Consider the following 18,314-nt stretch of genomic DNA (forward strand, 5'->3'; position numbering starts at 1 on the left):
AGTAACTTCTCACCTCTCCACAATCGTAATCATATATGGACTCATATCCAGACCAGGACACCGTACCCTTGAGGCTGGTTCTGGAGCAATGCTCGTCCGCAGCGTTTTGCCGCGTAAACTCTCCAACAGAAGATCTTCTGCAAGCACATATTGGATTAGCTGTTGGCATTCATCAGAAACGCCGCTACCACCTTCTGGTGCCTGTTCCTGCACTAAAAAATCTGTATGAAAAAACTGCACCCACAGATCAACAGCATCCGGTGTGTTTGCCCACCCTGTCAGTTCTTCGGCGGAAAAAGCGTCTGCAGTAAAGGTAAAGCTTCCCTGCTCAGCCAAGGCAGTAAAAACCGGCTTCCACAGATCCACTACTTTTGCCCATGGGATACCTTTAGGAATATATTGAACAGGCTCTGCGTCCACCTCATCTTCGAAATCATCCATCACTAAGTCAGGGATAAACCCTACCTCTTGTTCCTCCCAAGCCCAAGGAAGCGGATAAACGAAGTCCTGATTCGGAGCGAATAATCCGCTGAGCAGCAGTTCAAGACTGTCACCACTTGGCAGACCCTCTTCTTTCACCCATTCCTCCCATACGTGAGTACGGAAGTTAAACCCGGCTGCTCCCCAGAATAATTCAGGAAAGTTCAATCTTAAATTGGTCTCCATCTCAAAAATATTCAACACTACCTCAGCCAGCTCATCGTGTACACGCCTAGAAAGCTCGACTCGTTCAGAGAGAATACGGATCTCATTGAAGTCGATTACGTCTTTCTCATCATTGGCCAGCCTGGCCAGAGAACGGTGAATACTATCAAAATGTTTGCGTTCCTCCTCGAACTGATGATGAATCTCTTCGAGTCGCTGATGCCGAGCCACTCCGAATTCACTAAAAATATGCTTCGGATTGCGGCGTAACGCATTGCGGTATTCTTGCTGTTGCTGGGTCATCTTACGGACACGGGAGATCAGTTCATTAACATCCTGAAGAGCCCGAGTTACGCGCCCATGTTTAATATGCATTTGAATCTCGAGCAGTTTGATGCTGATCTGAAATTCATCAATAATCTCATGGCTCATAAAAATAAGCTCCATTGCATATTCGGAGAGACGATAGATGGTTCTTCCATTCTCTTCCCAACTGCTGCGGGTCGCATCCTCGTCCACCGTGAAATACTTATATTTCTGCACGGACATTTGCCGGGTCACATCATCATAGAAAAAGGATTCGAAATCTCCACCATTCCCGCTCCACAATAAACCGTCCACGAGACGCTCTACGGATTCGGTAGTCCCAAGATTGGCGATATTAAAACGTTCCAGTGCAGTCCAAGTAAGTTCTATAATATCCTCTTTGGATCTTCTCTCATTCGATTCTAACTCCAGATAATAGACTTGCAGCAGAACGCTTAAAGATACCATTTCTTTGTAAGGTTGGATTTCGCCAAGGTTCATGCCAGCCCCCAAATTCCACAGGGGATTCAATCGTTTGTTTCGTTCGCCAAAATCCGACCAATTCATCTTTCTGCTAACCTCGCCATCACTTCATAATTTAAAATTTCCTGCGGAACTCTCCGGTCCTCTTCTCCCTGTACGGACAACGCCATACTTATTCTCGATCACCCTCACTAAAAGAAATAAAACCCCTATACATCCTGTATAGGGTTCTGAAACACGGGAATATATGTTTCTATTATAACAATCCTTCGAAGCTTATGCTATTTTTGTTAAACAAAATAATAGATTCTAGCCGGATGACAAAAGATCGCAGAATTACAGGGAGAAATCCCCTGATTTTTCTCTTGAAGCTTCATTAACCCTTATGGACTAAGCAAAAAAAGGCTGCCCCAAAAACCATGAATTGGCTGAATGAGACGGCCCTTTTTTATTAACTACTCAGCAACTCCTTGCGTAAACGCCATACAATACTGCTCAAGTGGGCTATTAGGTAGAGGAATGACTTTAACCGTACGGAAATGATAATGCTCATAAATGGGCAAGTTGCTCGGCGTCTGTGTCTCTAACGTGCATAATGTATTGTTCACACGACATTCCGCGAGCAGCGGTGTCATGATTTTTGATACATATCCTTGGCCTCGATATTGTTCTTGCACTGCAAGCATATCCAAATGTTTAACCTTCTGATCCCCAAACATTGATAACCATAAAGAACTCATACTACGCAAAATAGATAAACCACGTATAAATCCTCGCACCCCAATGATTCGGCAGATCGGTAATGACTTGATGATCGCAAGGACTATCTGTTTCATATACCTGACGTTCGAAATCAATGTCCCTGTCTGACGCTCCAAATGGAACACTAAAGCCACTGCTTCAAAGTTAGTAGAAGTCGTTAGTAAATCCGAATATGGATACAACATCTCAATGTAACGATGAAAAAAAATATTCAACACGCGTAATCTGGTTGATTCATCAGGCAAGATATGCTGATATAAAGGATCATTTTTAGCAAATGCTTCGGCCAGAACACTGGCTGCTCTCGGAATATCATGCTTCTGAATTTTTAGTAATGTACTACAAATAGTTCCACCTCATTTAATAGTCTTACGAATTAGTATAACTCGTCCAATTGAATATGGCACGATGGTTCTATTGTCATTTCTTTATTGAATACGATATGATTGAAAAGATTACAAAAATACTGGGAGGTAAAATGGAAGATATTATACTGTGGCTTAAATACTTGTTTCTAGGGTTTGTTCAAGGGGCAACTGAGCCAATCCCCGTCTCTTCGAGCGGCCATTTGATCATCGCACAGAAATTGCTAGGCTTAAAACAAAATGGGCTATCATTTGAAATCTTAACAAATACGGCTTCACTAATCGCGATTTGTTTTATTTTCCGTAAAGATATCGGAAGATTGATCACTGGATTCGTTCAATTTATTCTGACCCGCAAAGAGGAATATAAGTCAGATTTCCTGTTCTCTTTGTACATCATCATCGGTACCTTGCCTGCGGTAATCGTTGCTTTACTCTTCAAGGATCAGATTGAGGATATCTTCTCGTCAGTTCATACCGTATCCATCGCCTTGCTGGTTACGGGGGTAGCTTTATGGTTGATCCGTAACCTTCGCGGCCGTAAACAAGATGGTGACTTAAAAGCGAAGGATGCAGTTATAGTCGGACTTGCCCAAGCAGTCGCCCTTATTCCTGGGATAAGCCGCTCTGGTGCAACTGTCATCTCTTCCATCGCTGTGGGAATGAAGCAAGAAACTGCTTTACGCTTTTCTTTTATGCTTTATATTCCTGTCAGTTTGGGCGGACTTGTTATGGGCGCATCTGATATTGCCCACGATCCTAACCGCTCGCAGCTAGCAATTCCATACTTGATTGCATTTATTACTACACTTATCGTTACTTATTTCTCCATGCGCTGGTTTATGGGGATTATGGCTAAAGGTAATTTGAAGTATTTCTCTTATTACTGCTTCTTAGCTGGGATACTTCTCCTCATCTTTATGTAAGCACATAATTTCAAGCAAAAAACCTCATGACAATCTCTGAGATTACAGAGAAAGCCTGAGGTTTTTTTCATACTATTTCAACATGGATATTACTTCATCGCTCGACCGGATCTTACCTATACGAGGGAAGATAGTTTTGCATACATAATCATGCTCTTCTTTAGTCATCGCGGTCATAGCGTCTTCTACTAAAACTTGATGATAACCAAGCTGATAAGCTTCTCTAGCAGTAGTATCCACACCAATCGAGGTAGAAATACCACATAATACGATCGTATCTATTCCGCGGCGCCGTAACTGCAAATCAAGATCTGTACCGAAAAATGCCCCCCACTGACGTTTGGAAATCAGATGTGCATTTTTGATATTCGCTAATTCTGGCACGATGTTGTCCCAACCTTCTGGATAGGTGACAGAATTCATTTGTAAATCAGTTTTAGGTTTAAGCATATCTTGCCCATCTAGCCATGACACCCTCACTAGAACAACAAATCCTCCTTTCTCCGTAAAGGATTGAGCTAATTTGCAGGCATTCTCAACCACCTGAGCACTTGTATGCGGCCCCTGCTTTGGACTGAGGACAATTCCTTGTTGCAGGTCGATCACGACTAGCGCCGTTTTACTTGCCTCAATACTTTCAGATACTAAGCTTGTTAATTCTTCCATGGTCTTCTCTCCGATTACTATCAATTTTTGTATACTACAATTACCCTATATTACCCAATAGGTGTCCCATTAGGTAATTTAATATCTGGCTTCAAGAGAACCACATCCCCTTTATCCGGTATTCCTCCAAGAACTAATACTTCTGATAGGAAACCCGCTATATTTCGAGCAGGGAAGTTAACTACCCCAATGATTTGTTGCCCTACAATCTCTTCAGGCCTATATCGTTTAGTAATCTGTGCACTTGATGTTTTGCTTCCGATATCTGGTCCAAAATCAATTTGGAGTTTAATCGCAGGTATTTTTGCTTTTGCAAAAAACTCCGCTTTAATAATCGTTCCAACACGAACATCAAGTTTCAAAAAATCATCAATAGTTACCATTTTCCATCCCCCTATACATATTTCCGACTACTCATTTACTTATTTTGAATGTTGTACTTTAAAGATTTCGACCAAAAATACATTCCCATACCGAGTAAGGTTATTATGCCGCCTAAAAGCTGGAATAATGACATAGTTTCCCCTAATAATAGGTATGCAAGGACAATGGCAAGAACAGGCTCACCAATAATCCCAACCGAGACAGTAGTTGCTCCAATCGACTTTAACAAAAGGTTAAAGATGTATTGACCAAAAATAGTTGGAATTATTGCAAGAAGCAAAAAATAAATCCAATCTGATGAAGCATAATTAATTAATGAGACATTATCTATCAAATTGTACACGAGCATAACAGTACCACCAATAAAAAAGACGAAAATGCTGTATATATTTGCATTGATTTTGCCGCTTACTTTTTGCCCGGCCAACAGATAGACTGAAGCGCAGAATGTGCCAATTAACGATAAAGCATCGCCGATTAGTGCATCTTTCGAAACCCATATGTCTCCCCATGCAATAACAATCGAACCTAAAAGAGCAACAATCAGGCAAAAAACGGTTAGCAGGTTAACATGTTCTTTGAATAAAAAGTAAGACCCCATCATAACAAATAGCGGCTGTAACGATAAGATCACCATGGAGCTTGCAACTGAAGTATAGACCAATGATTCCATCCAGAATAAAAAGTGTAACCCTAGAAATAGGCCGGATAAAACAACGATGGCCCAATCTTTTTTATTCATCTCAGCAGAACGAGCCATTTTCCCAGATGTAAAACAGAGCATGATGATTACAGAAATAAACAATCTATACATCCCGGCCACTGAAGTAGGTGTATCTGATAGTTTAATCATGATTGAAGAGATAGAAACGGACAAAATACTGATAAATAACAGAATAAACGGATGAAATAGTATAGGCGGTTTATTTGAACTAACCATAGTTCCTCCAAAATGTGTGACAATCCCTGTGCACAGAATTGTATGATAAGTCTAGGCTGGATATAATAATATCACCGTCAGGGTCTATATTGTGCAACTATATCTTTAATTTATATAGAAATATCGTCAAATAAGGAGAATAAGCACTTTGAAAAAGCAATTGCACGAAGCCATTCAATTTCCTGATGATGCATTTCCATACATCATGTACACTCATACCAATTATGAATCTATTCCTAATGGCAGAGGGGTTAACGATCTACATTGGCACCAAGAACTACAAATTACTTTAGTGACCAAAGGGAAACTAACCATACAAGTCAACGGAATCAATTATGATTTAGAAGCAGGTCAGGCCATCTTTATTAATAAGAGCGTACTTCATATTGTTACGTACCTTAACCAAGAGGGTGAATATGTTAGTTTTAACTTCCCAGAGAAGTTACTCGCTTTTTATTCTGAAAGTGCAATGGAAAAAAAGTATGTACTTCCGTATACCAATTCATTCTTGTTAAGTTTAGAAATCAAAGGAGATAAGGACTGGCATAATCAAATCCTACAAATTCTTTGGGATATGAAAAAAGAATTTGAATCGAAAAAAAAATGGGGATGGGAGTACGAAGTTTCTATCAAAACTGTCCAGTTATGGTTAATCCTTATATCAAATTTTTCTCTATCCTCTGAGGAATCGTCTAAATATAACAGACTCCAGCAAGAGAGACTACAATTAATGCTTAGTTTTATTCACAAAAACTATTCTAATAATTTGACATTGAAGGAAATAGCAGACACAGCACATCTAAGTGTATCGGAGTGCACTCGAGGTTTTAAGAAAGGTATCCTTATGACTCCGTATTTCTACTTAATTAAATATCGCATTAATAAAAGCTGTGATTTGTTAATAGCAACTGACTACACGATAACTGAAATCGCACAGCGAGTTGGTTTCAATAACGCCAATCACTTTATCCAGTCTTTTAAAAAACACTTAAACATAACTCCTAAGGAGTTCAGAAAAATTAGAAATGAACGAACTTAAAAAACAACAAAAGCAGAGTCGATCGCTTTGTCTGACTGCCTAGTGTTAGCGTAATTTCGATGTCCTTCGTAAATCTCGAATATATTTCCAAGACACAAGCTTAATGTTTTTATTTTCTATTAGTCTATGATTCGAAATCGACATATAAACGATATTCCACTCTTTTCCAATAAAGTTACGTTTATATCTTCAACCTTTTCGTCCTGCATGAATTAGTGTTCAATTCTCCTATATGATAAACTTGCAAGAAGTTATCTGCTATTTATCTATTAATAAAGGAGCGGAAAAATGAGATGGGCAAAAAGAAAAAAACATTACCCGCCAATTTTGCCGAGCTGGTTAAAACGAATGATATATCTGCCTTAAAAGAGGTATTTGAGCTATGCGAATGGGATGCCCGTGGGGGTTACAGCAAAGGTACCGCCCTCAGCTTCCGGCAAATACCGGATGAAATGGTTTCCTGGCTTGTGGAGCAGGGTGCTGACATCAACGCTGCCGACAACTATAAGCGTACCCCTCTTCATGCTCAGGCTGCAACCTGGTCCGGAAATGTCCCCTTACTCCTTGAGCTAGGTGCAGATATGGAAGCTCTGGATTACCAGAATGAGACACCGCTGCACTCAGCAGCAGCTTCTTACAAAACAAAAGTAGTGCGGGATCTGGTGGAACGCGGTGCAAATGTCCATGCAGAAAATAAGCGAAAAAACACACCTCTCGCCAAAGGATTATTACAATGCCGGAATATCGATATAGTTCACATGGCAGAAATCTCGCGAATTATGCTGGATGCAGGTGCAGCAATTACGCCGGAGATGAAGGAATCCGTGCGGCGTATCGGCAAGGATTTTGAATTCGTCAGAACAAATTACAATAAAGATCGACTGGATGAAACTGCAAATGCTCTCCTGGAGCTGTACCGGCAATTTGATGTCGAGCCTATAGCGAAACTGGAGAGACATGACGGAATTTCTCCCATCAAGGTAACGGCAGCCGCATGGCCCGCACAGCACCAAGAGCTGTGGGATTTTCTTGTCCCTGCTTCAGGACATGCGACAACGGTGCAGGGTGAGGTTATCCGCATCACAGGGCGGGTGTCTCATGAAATACTTAATAATGGCGGAGGAAACTGGGATGCCGATTACCGTAAAATGCTGGATGCACTGATACGGCATTTTAGCACGGGCACGCCTTTAACGCCCGCCCTTCTTCAAGAGGCAGCTGCACTCGCCAAGCGGTTCCGCAACATTGCTGGCAATGAGCAACCAGCCAGATTATGCGAGCTGGCGGTGCAATGGGTACTTGCCAATCCTCAGCCCATTTCTATGACACAACCCGATTATTCCCGTTAAGTCTATCCTGCTAAAGAAAACAAAGAAACGCCCCGAAGAAAAAAACTTCGGGGCGTCAATTTACATAAATTCTAGATCCAACAAGTTTTAAGGATAATGACGAGGAGAATGTAAAGCACAAGAATCGTACCCGTTGATGTCCAAGGATTAATACAAACTGGAGCCTTTTTTTGTTCTTGAACGCCCCCAACACAGTTATACCCCATTTAAATCCCTCCCTAATTATTTTATTTTAATTTCACAACAGCATATGACTATGTATCATCAAGTGATTGGGCATTAAACAACTTTACCGCTTGTATTTAATTCTATGATTCTATTCATTTTCTTTAACTTGACAAGCATCCATAACTTTATGCTAATATAGACAAATCAATAACGTTGATATATCATCTATTCTTCAATTAGGAGAGATCATATGGATTCAAGAGAACCTTTAGGTTTGGTCATTCGAGATTTGCATTTAGAAATAGCAAATTATTTAACAAAGTTACTTGCTCCTTTTCGACTTGCACCTGAACAGCATCTACTTATGGCTCTGATGCTTGAGAAAGAAGGTCTATCTCAGAACGAGATTGCTGCTAATCTTGGTAAGGACAAAGCCAGTGTTGCCAGAATGATCGCCAGCTTAGAGAGCAAAGGTTACATACGCAAAGTAACAAGTGCGCAAGATCGCCGAGCGGTAAATGTATATGTAACAGAAGAAGGACGGAAATTAGAGAATACTATAAATGAGGTGACGGTCAATTTAAACGAAATTATCGAGTCAGGATTATCTGCTTCAGATTACTCAACACTTAAGACTTTGTTAACTCGTGTGCAGGATAATGTAAGAGGTGCTTAGAGCATTTCTCTCCTCCTCATAGTTGATATATCATCTATCCAGCATAAATAATCCGAATCACAATTCTGAAAAGAGGTTCATCATAATCATGGAATCAACATCAACTGTTCAAGTTAAACGTCCCGCCCTTATGGCCTTCTCGCTTATGCTAGGTGCATTCGTCGGGCTATTTAGTGAAACCGCCTTAAACATGGCTTTTACAAATTTAATGGATGAATTTTCAATCAACGCCTCAACGGTTCAATGGCTAACCACAGGATATTTACTTGTATTAGGAATCCTCGTTCCAATATCCGCCCTATTAATGCAATGGTTTACCACTAGACAATTATTCACAGCTTCCTTGCTATTTTCTATTATCGGTACTTTAATTGCTGCCCTCTCCCCTAATTTCAGCTCATTATTAATTGCACGTTTAGTGCAAGCCTTAGGGACAGGCTTATTGCTTCCATTAATGACCAATATTATTCTTATTATTTTCCCTGCACATAAACGCGGAACTGTCATGGGAATGATGGGGCTCGTTATTATGTGTGCACCGGCCCTTGGACCTACTCTATCTGGTTTAATTGTAGATCATTTTGGCTGGGAGTATATCTTTTGGATAAGCTTACCTTTATTGTTATTTACATTAGGTTTCGGATTAACATTCATCAAAAATGTAGCCAACATCACAAAACCTAAAATAGATATTTTATCCATCTTGCTTTCTACGCTTGGATTTGGTGGAATCGTCTTTGGTTTTAGTAACTTTGCTGATCATTCTTTGAGTGAAATCATTGTTTTGTTGCCTCTTATTATTGGTTTCATCAGCTTAATCTTGTTTGTATTACGGCAATTTAAATTGGAAACCCCAATGTTGAATTTACGGGTATTTAAATATCCCATGTTTACGATAGGTCTTATAATGCTCTTTTTAGGAATGATGATCATTTTATCTTCTGCAATTTTATTACCTTTATATTTAAAAGGAGGTTTGTTGTTATCGGCCACAATGGCTGGTTCTCTACTTCTTCCAGGCAGTGTTATTAACGGGGCTATGGCTCCAGTTACGGGTAGAGTATTCGATAAATACGGTCCGAAATTATTGCTGCCGCTTGGATTTTCCATCACAACCATTGCTGGTTTTCTATTTACAAGAAACTCAACTGAAACCAGTAGCCTAACCTTTATTTTAATACACTGCGCAATGTTTATCGGATTAGCAATGGTCATTATGCCCGCTCAAACCAATGGGTTAAATCAATTACCTGTGAAATACTATCCGGATGGGGCTGCTGTTATGAGTACACTTCAGCAAATTGCAGGTGCTCTTGGTACAACGTTCGCTGTTACGCTAATGTCTAGTGGACAAACACGATTCGCAAACACACATCCAACCGCTGCACAGCCTGAAATATTAACCGCTGGAATTACACATGCTTACTTATTTATCGCAGCAATTGCAGGTATAGGATTGATTATATCGTTATTTGTGAAGCGTATTCGAGTGTATTGATTTGTATGTTAAAAAGACAGTGGACATGAACTGCCCGCTGTCTTTTTTTTCAAGTATAATCCTAAGGCTTTAACTCATATGTTTTTCATAAAAAACTAATATTAAGTTGTCATTTATTTTTTTGGTTTCCCCCGTGCTTCTATACCCTAACTTTTCATATAAATAGCAATTCCTTTGCTCTTGTATAATACTATCCAGCTCCCATTTCTTTGATACTGACCCGATAAGTTTTATTTTCCTTTTTAACGATGCGGACACCACCCACAACAATATCAAAACTCTTAATCATGTAATAATCTGCAAAAGACTGATTAATTCGATCCCTTATTTGTTCCACAGATTCATTGGCTGGGCTGGTTTCATAATCTTTATATTTCTCCAGCAATGGCATAAAGGCTTTGACTTGCATTTCATGAATAAACGCTGCGTCACTCGCGTCTGCTTTACATATAGAAATCTCCATAAAGTTATACCCCTCCGAAAGTTAGTAAATATATAAGCTGTCAGATATTCTTTTTATCCTCCGATTTAGAGGAATCTCTAAAAGAGCCCAAGATACCCGTAAACAGCCCAATTAATCCAATAAAAACGCCTATCCCGCGGCCACCCTCATAGGCTAATATCACAACTACTCCAAACAATGTAATGTGAAGACCAAAAAGCTGAGTTTGTAGGACACTAGGCCGGATAAAATCTAATAATGCTCCTGCGTGAAACATTACAACAACTAGCACAATTAGAGCGGTTAAGATCCATAATCCTAAACTAATCATCCTTACCTCCATTAAGATTTATTATTCACTAGGCACTCCTGATTTGAAAAAAGACACTTGAGCCTCCCGGCTCCAGCGTCTCATCATGTGGATTTATGGTTTGTTTTTGGGAAGGATATAGAGCGTTCCGTCTTCTTTATATTCAGCATAGGCAATATCCTCAATGCAATTATAGCCCTGCTCTCTGACGCGTTCCTTAATCTGCTCCTTGTTCATCGCTCTGCCACGCATAGACTCTTCCAGTACCCTGCCTTTATCAATAACTGTAACGGAAAAAGCAGAAGATTGCTCATCTTCAGACTTGCGCATTACCGATAGAGAACCGTTCGTTTCGAGCAGAGCATACCGTACTTCACTTAGGGAAAAGATATTTTGTTGCCTCAGCATGAACAGCAGTTGGGTATACTCAATATCATATTTCTCCAACAAATCCTGATTCACTATGCCATCGTCAATTAGCAGCACTGTCCGGCCTTCCGCCATGTTCCCGAATTTCACAAAATGGGTAGTCACCTTTTCGAACAGATAAGATAATGCGGTCCAAATAAAAAGAGCAAACAGCAGATGCCAGATCTTCACCTCATCATCATATATCGTATTGCCGACAATTTCACTTAAAATCAATGAAGACAGAAAATCAAGTGGTGTCAATTGACTAAGCGTCTTGCGGCCGGTAATAAAGGTAATGATCCACAAACCAAAAAAGCTGATGACCAATTTGACGCCTATAGTTACAAATATCTCCATTGCTGCACCTCCAGATGGGACTCGCGCAGGCACGTTGCCCTTTTTACACGAAATCCATTCATGAAAGGTATTACACACTCCTAGTGGGGTATAAACAGCAAAAGATACTCTCTGCAACTTGCCTATGTTGGGATGGTTATAAGGAATGTTGTCCCTTTGCCTTTTTCACTATCGACTTCAATATTTCCTTTCACTTTATCGACGGTACTGTAGACCATAAGCATACCCAGCCCCGTCCCTTCTGCTTTAGTAGAATAATACGGTTTACCGAGTCGCGATATTTCATCTTTAGTCATGCCGACTCCGTTATCTTTGATACTGATCATAATATTTTGCTTTTTTTCAAATATATCGATAAATAGCGTTCCGCCATCGGTTTCCTTCATCGCTTCTATACCGTTTTTATATAAATTAATTAGACACTGCTGAATCTGGTTCCGGTCATAATTTTTATTTAAGGAATTATTAAAATTGAATTGAACATCTACTTTGTGCATGGTGGCATAAGGCATTATGATATTTTTAGTATATTCTGATTCTGCCTTCATATTGGAGTAAACCATGTTTTCAGATTGTGGCTTGGCAAAGGAGAGATAATCACTTACAATTTTTTCTGCTCGCTGTAGCTCTTGTAAAGACAACTCTACAAATCCCTTTTCCTCTGGCGTCATTGTTTTAGATTTATTTAATAGCTGCAAAAAACCACTAGTCACTGTAAGTGGATTTCTGATTTCATGGGATACACTTGCCGCTAGCTCGCTGACGACATTTAATCTTTCCGATTGGACAATCCGTTCCCGATTTTTAATATTAGATATAATTTTTTCAATCAAAATCATAATGACACTCATCACCCCAACATGAGTCGTCAAAGCATTTAATGAAAGAATCCAAAATTGCCTGTCTAAAGAATCCTGAACCAAACCTAAAATAAACAGATAAACCCCCATAATTAGCAAAGCAATCAGATTTGCCGCAATCACACGACCTTTCGATGGTAATTTTAAAAATCTGTTTTTATATAACGGCACCAAAATCAGAATCGCCGTCGCAAATAGAAACGAATAAAATACGCCATCTCCACCCACATAGAATCTGTACGCATTCAAAATAATATATAGAGGAAAAACATTCCTATATCCTCCAAAGAGTGCCACAATAATAAACGGAATGTACCTTAAATCAAAAATATAGCCAATTTCTAGTCTGATAGGTTTAGCGATACAGAGACTCATGGTCACTGCTGACATAAAAACGAGAATCAATCTATTGTAGGAATAGGCCCGATTCTCAAAAAATATCAGAAATGTTAATACTGGAAAAAGCAAAAACAAAAAATTCAAAAGTAGGGTTTCAAACAAGAGATGACTTCCTTTCAGCCTTTTGCTGCGTAAATGAATATATTCAAGGTTATATTAAGGGTTTTAGATAATTACCTAAGCTAACATTATAAGTCACAGTATTGACTATACACTAAGTATTTCTCAACCATTTTTCAAATAATCCCAAAAAATCATACTATAGAACCACAATTAGCAAAAAAATACAGACATCTGAAGTCTGTATGGGGTCATCAATTTTCGTATTCCTGAATATCCACATTATAAACTGTACCTTCGTAGTTTTTATGGCTGGAAATGAATCATTGAATTTGTTTTACACAGAAAACAGCCATCCCCTCAGGATGGCCGGTTTTTATTTCACTAAAAATCCGTTAACTGTGATATGGAGCGGCGCCTAATTTAACTTCGCTCGGATCTCCACTTTTGATCATAGCAATGGAGACAGCTATAAGCAATATTTTCCGATGAATAAATAAGTACTACAGCCTAAAAACAATTTGATCTCCTGTCTCATTGTTCTTGAAGGGTTTACCATATTTCCTGAACTCTAATGTAACGCCAGAAGGATCGTCAGAAAGCGGTGGAGAAATCACGTAATTATAAGAAGCTTGTCCGGTTGAACTTCCGCCATTCGTCATTCGACTATCATATTCTTCTCCTATAAACAGCTCGAAAAAGCTATGGCTATGAGAATTTGCTGGAAGCTCAGTTGTCATGTCCCAATCTATATTAAGGGTGACCACACTAGCATTACTGTATTGACGTATAGAGGTCAGTGTATAAAATAATTCATCTTTCTCAATTGATTTAAGAACTGCAATATGTTTTCTAAAATCAATTGGCTCAACCATCGGTTTAAAATGCTCTTCACTTAGCAATGTCCCAAATACCGCTTTCAAAAAATCCTCATAGAGCTCATAATTTTCTGCCCATTTAGAGATAGATTCAAACGGTGGGAATCCTGGATTATTATTCGAGATTTCCTTTCGTTGCTTGATCAATGCACATATTTGCTCGTCGATATCCTTAATTTGCAGATCGTAATGTTCAGTTGGTCGTACAAACGGCATCCTTTTCATTTTGAACCTCCTTTTTGCACAAATGCAAAAGAAATCTCAGCTTCACATACCAGCTCACTATTTACTGTTGCGATGCCTTTGCCTTTTACAATCTCACCTTTCATCCGATTGACTTCGAATTCGAGAAGAAGCTGATCCCCAGGCGTTACTTGGCGCTTAAAACGGGCATTATCAATGCCAACTAATAACCCTATCTTGCCCATCAGCTTTTCGTTTTTGCACATTGTGATTCCTCCTACCTGGGCTAATGCCTCCACAATTAAAACACCTGGCATTACAGGATGCTCAGGAAAATGGCCGCTAAAAAACGGTTCATTAATGGATACTTTTTTTATACCTACTGCTCTCTTGTTCTCCTCCAACTCTATAATTCTGTCCACTAAAATAAACGGATACCGATGAGGAATAAGTTCTACAATCTGCTGTATATTTAGCATAATTCCCGTCTTAGCCTCCTAAAATACTTTTTGGGTAATTTTAACACCAGAAGAGATTTTGTACTACTCAAAAATACCAAAGCAACTGGCTTATAACATCACTTCTGGAGAACCTAAAAAACAACGGCAGCCCTGAACTAGTAAATAAAGTCCACGACTGCCGCTTTTTATTGATCTACTGTATCCTGTTAGCTTAAGATTCAAACTCAATTAACAAACACCTGTGTCTTTCTCCCTGCTTCAATTCGTTCAGTGAATTTTCCGCCAGTGTATTCCTCTATTACCTTTTTCCAAAAGCGTTGTGCGGGCTCATTATTATCTTTTTGATAAACTTCCCATTGCCCCTTATGTAAATTAAAAATATCTTTTGCAACTAGTCTACCTAATCCTACTCTCCGATACTTTTTTATAATAAAAAACTCTGCAATGGAAAAGTATAAATCATCATCTCTATTTTTTAATTTGACTAAAACGAATCCAGCATTTTTCTCATTCAGAGTTAACAGATATGGGAAATTCGAGGCTTCTGTCCAGTAATCGTTGAGAGGATAATCATTAAATTTTCCGTTTTCTTCAAGGTGCAAATCCATATACTCGGAGAAATCATACATATAAAATTGCATTAGGTTGTTGAGGATTTCTTTTTCTTCAAGGGTCGCCCTTTTAATTTGATAGTTCATTTAATAATCATCCCATATCTATATTTTATCTAATTAGTAACGGAATCTTCTATTTTCTCGGATAAGTTTCTTCGCATCCTTTTGAAATAAAATGATTGTTGTTGTACGCTTCAATGGATTGATTCCCAATTACTTTGCAGTGATATGTTACCACTCAAGAATACTCTCTTTCAACTTTACAAATTTTTACTTTGTAATTTTGGTACCATTCTTTCTTACCTTTCTCCTGAGCAACTTTGTGAGATTGATGCTGTTTCCAGTTACTAATCGCCTCTAAGCTCTCCCAATAAGAAATCGTAATACCCGCTCCTGAAGAATTCCGGACACTTTCCACTCCTAAAAACCCTGGTTGCCCGGACGCAAGCTGCTCCATTTTTTCAGCCATAATGTTATATCCGTTATCCCCCTCCGTACGTTGACTTGAAAATATGACTGCATAATAAGATCCGTTTGATTCATGAACCATTCCGCTCAAACTCCCCTTTAATCGTAGATGTTTTTATATAAAACAGATTATACTATTATAATTAAGATAAAAATAATGAATATTAATTATTAGTTTAATGAATTTTTTTCATATATTATTGAGGAGAGAAATCATTATGAATCTTTTAAAATATCAGATTTTCAGTAAGGTAGTTGAGATTGGCACTGTGAAAATAGGTACTTTCTCTAGTGTATCGATCCAATGGATGCCCCAAATCATTAAACAATTTCAAAATCAGTTTCCACATATTGAAATAAAACTACTTGATGGTAACTACTCTGAAATAGAAGAATGGATTGCCGATGGAACCGCTGACTTGGGATTTGTAAATCTGCCTAGTAAGTATACTCCCCGAAATGATTCTGTCACATCTCCCCGACAATGTATGTTATCGCCCATTAGAAGGAGAGCATTATCGTTCTATTGGCATTGCAGCCGCCTCCATTAAAAATGCCTCTCCAGCGGCAAAAAAACTAATTGAATTCATAACAGAATGGATCACCCAACGTGCCCAACCCTCCGCATTACCGTGATTAATGATACGGCTCAACGCGCTGTCTGTAACGGCAAGCTTTAAGGTTATCCTTCGCAGAGTAGTCCTTTTTTGAATCTAGTATTAACGTCAGCGTCAGGGAAAAATGAACCTTGTCTATGTATCTTTTGCGTAATTCACTACTCCCGGAACACGAAAATTCGCATAACATAGAGAACAGCCTGCTGGCTGTTCTCTATCGCTGTCTGCTTTAGAAGCACGTGAACGAAGCGATCCGATTCAAATCAATACCAAAGTACGACCAGAAAAAACCGTTCCATCTGAACCCTGCAATAGAATTACGCCCGACGAATACTGGAAAGAACCAGAATTGCTCGCCGTTGTTCAGCCAAATGTATGTGTTGCGGAACAGGCAGCGTCTGATCCCGCCGGGATCAATGGCAAATGTGGTAGTCGACATTTGCGGCACGAATTGCGGTGGAGGAGCCGTCGGCGCTTGAACGCCTCCTGGTGCACCCCCCGGAAATTGTCCGGGGGTTCCCGGAAACCCTGGTCCCCCGGGTCCTCCAGGTCCTCCGGGTCCTCCCGGTATGCCAGGTCCGCCAGGTCCGCCAGGTCCGCCCGGGAATCCTGGAAATCCTCCGCCGGCTCCCGGTGTTGGAAAAAATCCCATATGTGATCGCTCCTTTCAATGAGTAGGCATAATCATCATATGCATTCGTGGAAAGGGCGCTTGGGCGCAATGGGCATTTTTTCAAAAAATGAAAATCAACAATAAGATCTAACATAGGCAATATCAAAAAACTAAACTTGCTCCTACTTATAGTACGGTTCAACGCATCATAAATAAACTAAGCCAATTACACTCATCAGCACCTGCTGAATTAATTCCTTCCACGTCACCTTGTTAAGTTTTCAACTTTAACGTTAAATCGTCACTGATTAGATGCAGAAGCTTGGTCAGCCTTCACACAATCAATAGCGACAACGAAGGCAATCATGAGCGTCTCCATCTCATCATTCAATATTTGAACCTTATAGCTATCACCCCAAGTGAACCACTCCTTGTTCACTTTACCGATGACTACACCATGCTGTAAAACCTGAAAATCCATGTCCCACCAGTTACCATGTACCTCAATGTCAGCCGCATCAATCGTATAACGTGCTTTAAAGAAAGAAAACTCCTTCTTAATCGTTAACACCTCTCGACCATCTACTTCAACAAAAAACTTTGGTAAAAAACTGAACACCTTTTTTGTAATTAGTGCGACTTCATCTCTTGTTGTATTCATAATAGAGAAAGTCTTGGGAATTTGCATAAAACTGCTCTCTACGTAATAGACATCTTGCTCCTGCTGATTCTTTACCGTGAATTTACCACTTAGACTGAATACCTTTTGTTTTATATAAAGTTGCTTCATTCTAAGCCTCCTATCGCTCCTTAGTTAACATCATTTAAGAGAAATGTTATAGTTGTTTTGTCATAATAAAGTCTATTTGTTCCTCATCACCCATATAAAAAGAATGAGTTCCTGTATGAACAAACTTCATTTTTTCATAAAAGCTAATGGCGTTCTTATTTTTTTCCCAAACCCCCAGCCAAATCTTCTCTTTATTACATTGTATCGCTATTTCTATAGCTTTATTTATTAGATATTGCCCAAGCCCCTGTTTATGAAATTTTTTCCTAATATAAATCCTCTCGATTTCAAGCGAATCATTGCCCATTACTTCAGATTGAGCATCATCGGTGTTAACCTTTAAATACCCAGCTATTTCTTCATTAAAATAAATAAAATAGAATTCCGATGAGCTATCCGACAATTCTTTTTCTAATTGTTTTAAGTTAAATGCTCTATCCAAGTAGGCTTTCATATTTTCAGTTGAATTTTGATTACTAAATGTCTCATTAAATGTTTCAACACTAATTCCTTGAAGTGAACCTAGATCTTCGACCGTGCACTTTTTTATATTGATAGCCATATTGTTTTCTCCTTTTAAAATATCAATTTACAAATAAACTCTTATTTTGAGCTCCATTTATATGGTGTTATGCAGATGTGAC

22 protein-coding genes and 1 pseudogene are annotated in these 18,314 nt (G+C 39.2%); 6 read left to right on the forward strand and 17 right to left on the reverse strand.

The annotated features are described in order from the left end of the window. Positions 1-9 precede the first annotated feature (9 nt). Positions 10-1,518: a hypothetical protein gene (locus NSQ66_RS19220; RefSeq protein ID WP_141118456.1), complete on the reverse strand. Its 1,509-nt coding sequence runs from the start codon at positions 1,516-1,518 to the stop codon at positions 10-12. A gap of 371 nt (positions 1,519-1,889) precedes the next feature. Continuing rightward, positions 1,890-2,441, reverse strand: a complete 552-nt coding sequence (locus NSQ66_RS19225; protein WP_244886357.1) for a GNAT family N-acetyltransferase — start codon at positions 2,439-2,441, stop codon at positions 1,890-1,892. Between the two features lie 233 nt (positions 2,442-2,674). Here NSQ66_RS19225 and NSQ66_RS19230 point away from each other — a divergent pair, with 233 nt between their 5' ends. Further along, positions 2,675-3,487, forward strand: a complete 813-nt coding sequence (locus NSQ66_RS19230; protein WP_036688882.1) for an undecaprenyl-diphosphate phosphatase — start codon at positions 2,675-2,677, stop codon at positions 3,485-3,487. A gap of 72 nt (positions 3,488-3,559) precedes the next feature. On the opposite strand, the gene NSQ66_RS19235 is transcribed toward NSQ66_RS19230, so the two are convergent. From NSQ66_RS19235 to NSQ66_RS19245, 3 genes are read right to left on the reverse strand one after another with little or no spacing between them, the layout of a single operon-like run. Next, positions 3,560-4,153, reverse strand: a complete 594-nt coding sequence (locus NSQ66_RS19235) for a hydrolase (protein WP_076141057.1) — start codon at positions 4,151-4,153, stop codon at positions 3,560-3,562. 50 nt (positions 4,154-4,203) lie between these two features. Then, positions 4,204-4,536, reverse strand: a complete 333-nt coding sequence (csaA, locus tag NSQ66_RS19240) for a chaperone CsaA (RefSeq protein ID WP_038572193.1) — start codon at positions 4,534-4,536, stop codon at positions 4,204-4,206. A 35-nt stretch (positions 4,537-4,571) separates the two neighbouring features. Continuing rightward, positions 4,572-5,390 (reverse strand): DMT family transporter, encoded by an 819-nt coding sequence (locus tag NSQ66_RS19245; protein ID WP_256720256.1) that lies wholly within the window; start codon positions 5,388-5,390, stop codon positions 4,572-4,574. Between the two features lie 235 nt (positions 5,391-5,625). On the opposite strand from NSQ66_RS19245, the gene NSQ66_RS19250 reads away from it, so the two are divergent. Both NSQ66_RS19250 and NSQ66_RS19255 read left to right on the forward strand, forming a co-directional pair. Beyond that, positions 5,626-6,516, forward strand: coding sequence for an AraC family transcriptional regulator (locus tag NSQ66_RS19250; RefSeq protein WP_036688887.1), 891 nt, complete (start codon positions 5,626-5,628; stop codon positions 6,514-6,516). 293 nt (positions 6,517-6,809) lie between these two features. Beyond that, positions 6,810-7,865 (forward strand): ankyrin repeat domain-containing protein, encoded by a 1,056-nt coding sequence (locus NSQ66_RS19255; RefSeq protein ID WP_076104981.1) that lies wholly within the window; start codon positions 6,810-6,812, stop codon positions 7,863-7,865. A 71-nt stretch (positions 7,866-7,936) separates the two neighbouring features. On the opposite strand, the gene NSQ66_RS19260 is transcribed toward NSQ66_RS19255, so the two are convergent. Next, positions 7,937-8,017: a YjcZ family sporulation protein gene (locus NSQ66_RS19260; protein ID WP_232061537.1), complete on the reverse strand. Its 81-nt coding sequence runs from the start codon at positions 8,015-8,017 to the stop codon at positions 7,937-7,939. Between the two features lie 266 nt (positions 8,018-8,283). Between NSQ66_RS19260 and NSQ66_RS19265 the strand changes: the two genes are divergently transcribed. After that, positions 8,284-8,709, forward strand: coding sequence for a MarR family transcriptional regulator (locus NSQ66_RS19265; protein ID WP_036688893.1), 426 nt, complete (start codon positions 8,284-8,286; stop codon positions 8,707-8,709). A gap of 82 nt (positions 8,710-8,791) precedes the next feature. After that, positions 8,792-10,207: an MDR family MFS transporter gene (locus tag NSQ66_RS19270; RefSeq protein WP_141118460.1), complete on the forward strand. Its 1,416-nt coding sequence runs from the start codon at positions 8,792-8,794 to the stop codon at positions 10,205-10,207. 190 nt (positions 10,208-10,397) lie between these two features. Here NSQ66_RS19270 and NSQ66_RS19275 read toward each other — a convergent pair whose 3' ends face one another. The 8 genes from NSQ66_RS19275 to NSQ66_RS19310 form a co-directional block, all read right to left on the reverse strand. Continuing rightward, positions 10,398-10,670 (reverse strand): N-acetyltransferase, encoded by a 273-nt coding sequence (locus tag NSQ66_RS19275; RefSeq protein WP_305953604.1) that lies wholly within the window; start codon positions 10,668-10,670, stop codon positions 10,398-10,400. A 40-nt stretch (positions 10,671-10,710) separates the two neighbouring features. Then, a complete protein-coding gene (locus tag NSQ66_RS19280; RefSeq protein ID WP_036688898.1) occupies positions 10,711-10,980 on the reverse strand; it encodes a hypothetical protein in 270 nt (89 codons plus the stop codon). A 93-nt stretch (positions 10,981-11,073) separates the two neighbouring features. Beyond that, a complete protein-coding gene (locus NSQ66_RS19285; RefSeq protein WP_038572205.1) occupies positions 11,074-11,727 on the reverse strand; it encodes a DUF421 domain-containing protein in 654 nt (217 codons plus the stop codon). A 122-nt stretch (positions 11,728-11,849) separates the two neighbouring features. Continuing rightward, complete coding sequence (locus tag NSQ66_RS19290) at positions 11,850-12,977, reverse strand: ATP-binding protein (RefSeq protein WP_244886358.1); 1,128 nt, start codon at positions 12,975-12,977, stop codon at positions 11,850-11,852. Between the two features lie 572 nt (positions 12,978-13,549). Then, on the reverse strand, positions 13,550-14,149 hold the full coding sequence (locus NSQ66_RS19295; protein WP_036688907.1) for a chorismate mutase: 600 nt from the start codon (positions 14,147-14,149) through the stop codon (positions 13,550-13,552). Next, positions 14,146-14,586 (reverse strand): 3-hydroxyacyl-ACP dehydratase FabZ, encoded by a 441-nt coding sequence (gene fabZ / locus NSQ66_RS19300; RefSeq protein WP_038572210.1) that lies wholly within the window; start codon positions 14,584-14,586, stop codon positions 14,146-14,148. The genes NSQ66_RS19295 and fabZ overlap by 4 nt, the downstream gene beginning before the upstream one ends. 206 nt (positions 14,587-14,792) lie before the next feature. Then, positions 14,793-15,266, reverse strand: a complete 474-nt coding sequence (locus tag NSQ66_RS19305; protein ID WP_038572212.1) for a GNAT family N-acetyltransferase — start codon at positions 15,264-15,266, stop codon at positions 14,793-14,795. A 154-nt stretch (positions 15,267-15,420) separates the two neighbouring features. After that, on the reverse strand, positions 15,421-15,732 hold the full coding sequence (locus NSQ66_RS19310; protein ID WP_076104988.1) for an antibiotic biosynthesis monooxygenase: 312 nt from the start codon (positions 15,730-15,732) through the stop codon (positions 15,421-15,423). A 166-nt stretch (positions 15,733-15,898) separates the two neighbouring features. On the opposite strand from NSQ66_RS19310, the pseudogene NSQ66_RS19315 reads away from it, so the two are divergent. Then, positions 15,899-16,286: pseudogene (locus tag NSQ66_RS19315) on the forward strand (LysR family transcriptional regulator substrate-binding protein); the annotation flags it as partial. A 210-nt stretch (positions 16,287-16,496) separates the two neighbouring features. Here the strand turns inward: NSQ66_RS19315 and NSQ66_RS19320 are convergent. The 3 genes from NSQ66_RS19320 to NSQ66_RS19330 form a co-directional block, all read right to left on the reverse strand. Beyond that, positions 16,497-16,919, reverse strand: a complete 423-nt coding sequence (locus tag NSQ66_RS19320) for a hypothetical protein (RefSeq protein WP_038572215.1) — start codon at positions 16,917-16,919, stop codon at positions 16,497-16,499. A gap of 262 nt (positions 16,920-17,181) precedes the next feature. After that, the gene (locus tag NSQ66_RS19325) at positions 17,182-17,670 is read right to left on the reverse strand and encodes an LURP-one-related family protein (protein ID WP_076141060.1); all 489 of its coding nucleotides are present in this window, start codon (positions 17,668-17,670) and stop codon (positions 17,182-17,184) included. Positions 17,671-17,716: 46 nt separating this feature from the next. Further along, on the reverse strand, positions 17,717-18,232 hold the full coding sequence (locus NSQ66_RS19330; RefSeq protein ID WP_076141061.1) for a GNAT family N-acetyltransferase: 516 nt from the start codon (positions 18,230-18,232) through the stop codon (positions 17,717-17,719). Positions 18,233-18,314: the final 82 nt, after the last annotated feature.

Origin of the sequence: Paenibacillus sp. FSL H3-0329 (genome assembly GCF_037963285.1) — a bacterium.
In the GTDB taxonomy this organism is placed as follows: Bacteria; Bacillota; Bacilli; order Paenibacillales; family Paenibacillaceae; genus Paenibacillus_AQ; species Paenibacillus_AQ odorifer.

Coding starts and splice junctions, on each gene's coding strand:
- NSQ66_RS19255 (WP_076104981.1), top strand. CDS start 6,810: ATGGGCAAAAAGAAAAAAACATTACCCGCCAATTTTGCCGAGCTGGTT.
- NSQ66_RS19310 (WP_076104988.1), bottom strand. CDS start 15,732: ATGGTTCATGAATCAAACGGATCTTATTATGCAGTCATATTTTCAAGT.
- NSQ66_RS19230 (WP_036688882.1), top strand. CDS start 2,675: ATGGAAGATATTATACTGTGGCTTAAATACTTGTTTCTAGGGTTTGTT.
- NSQ66_RS19290 (WP_244886358.1), bottom strand. CDS start 12,977: ATGTCAGCAGTGACCATGAGTCTCTGTATCGCTAAACCTATCAGACTA.
- NSQ66_RS19275 (WP_305953604.1), bottom strand. CDS start 10,670: ATGGAGATTTCTATATGTAAAGCAGACGCGAGTGACGCAGCGTTTATT.
- NSQ66_RS19305 (WP_038572212.1), bottom strand. CDS start 15,266: ATGAACTATCAAATTAAAAGGGCGACCCTTGAAGAAAAAGAAATCCTC.
- NSQ66_RS19285 (WP_038572205.1), bottom strand. CDS start 11,727: ATGGAGATATTTGTAACTATAGGCGTCAAATTGGTCATCAGCTTTTTT.
- fabZ (WP_038572210.1), bottom strand. CDS start 14,586: ATGCTAAATATACAGCAGATTGTAGAACTTATTCCTCATCGGTATCCG.
- NSQ66_RS19220 (WP_141118456.1), bottom strand. CDS start 1,518: ATGAATTGGTCGGATTTTGGCGAACGAAACAAACGATTGAATCCCCTG.
- NSQ66_RS19320 (WP_038572215.1), bottom strand. CDS start 16,919: ATGGGATTTTTTCCAACACCGGGAGCCGGCGGAGGATTTCCAGGATTC.
- NSQ66_RS19235 (WP_076141057.1), bottom strand. CDS start 4,153: ATGGAAGAATTAACAAGCTTAGTATCTGAAAGTATTGAGGCAAGTAAA.
- NSQ66_RS19325 (WP_076141060.1), bottom strand. CDS start 17,670: ATGAAGCAACTTTATATAAAACAAAAGGTATTCAGTCTAAGTGGTAAA.
- NSQ66_RS19265 (WP_036688893.1), top strand. CDS start 8,284: ATGGATTCAAGAGAACCTTTAGGTTTGGTCATTCGAGATTTGCATTTA.
- NSQ66_RS19245 (WP_256720256.1), bottom strand. CDS start 5,390: ATGATTAAACTATCAGATACACCTACTTCAGTGGCCGGGATGTATAGA.
- NSQ66_RS19280 (WP_036688898.1), bottom strand. CDS start 10,980: ATGATTAGTTTAGGATTATGGATCTTAACCGCTCTAATTGTGCTAGTT.
- csaA (WP_038572193.1), bottom strand. CDS start 4,536: ATGGTAACTATTGATGATTTTTTGAAACTTGATGTTCGTGTTGGAACG.
- NSQ66_RS19330 (WP_076141061.1), bottom strand. CDS start 18,232: ATGGCTATCAATATAAAAAAGTGCACGGTCGAAGATCTAGGTTCACTT.
- NSQ66_RS19295 (WP_036688907.1), bottom strand. CDS start 14,149: ATGAAAAGGATGCCGTTTGTACGACCAACTGAACATTACGATCTGCAA.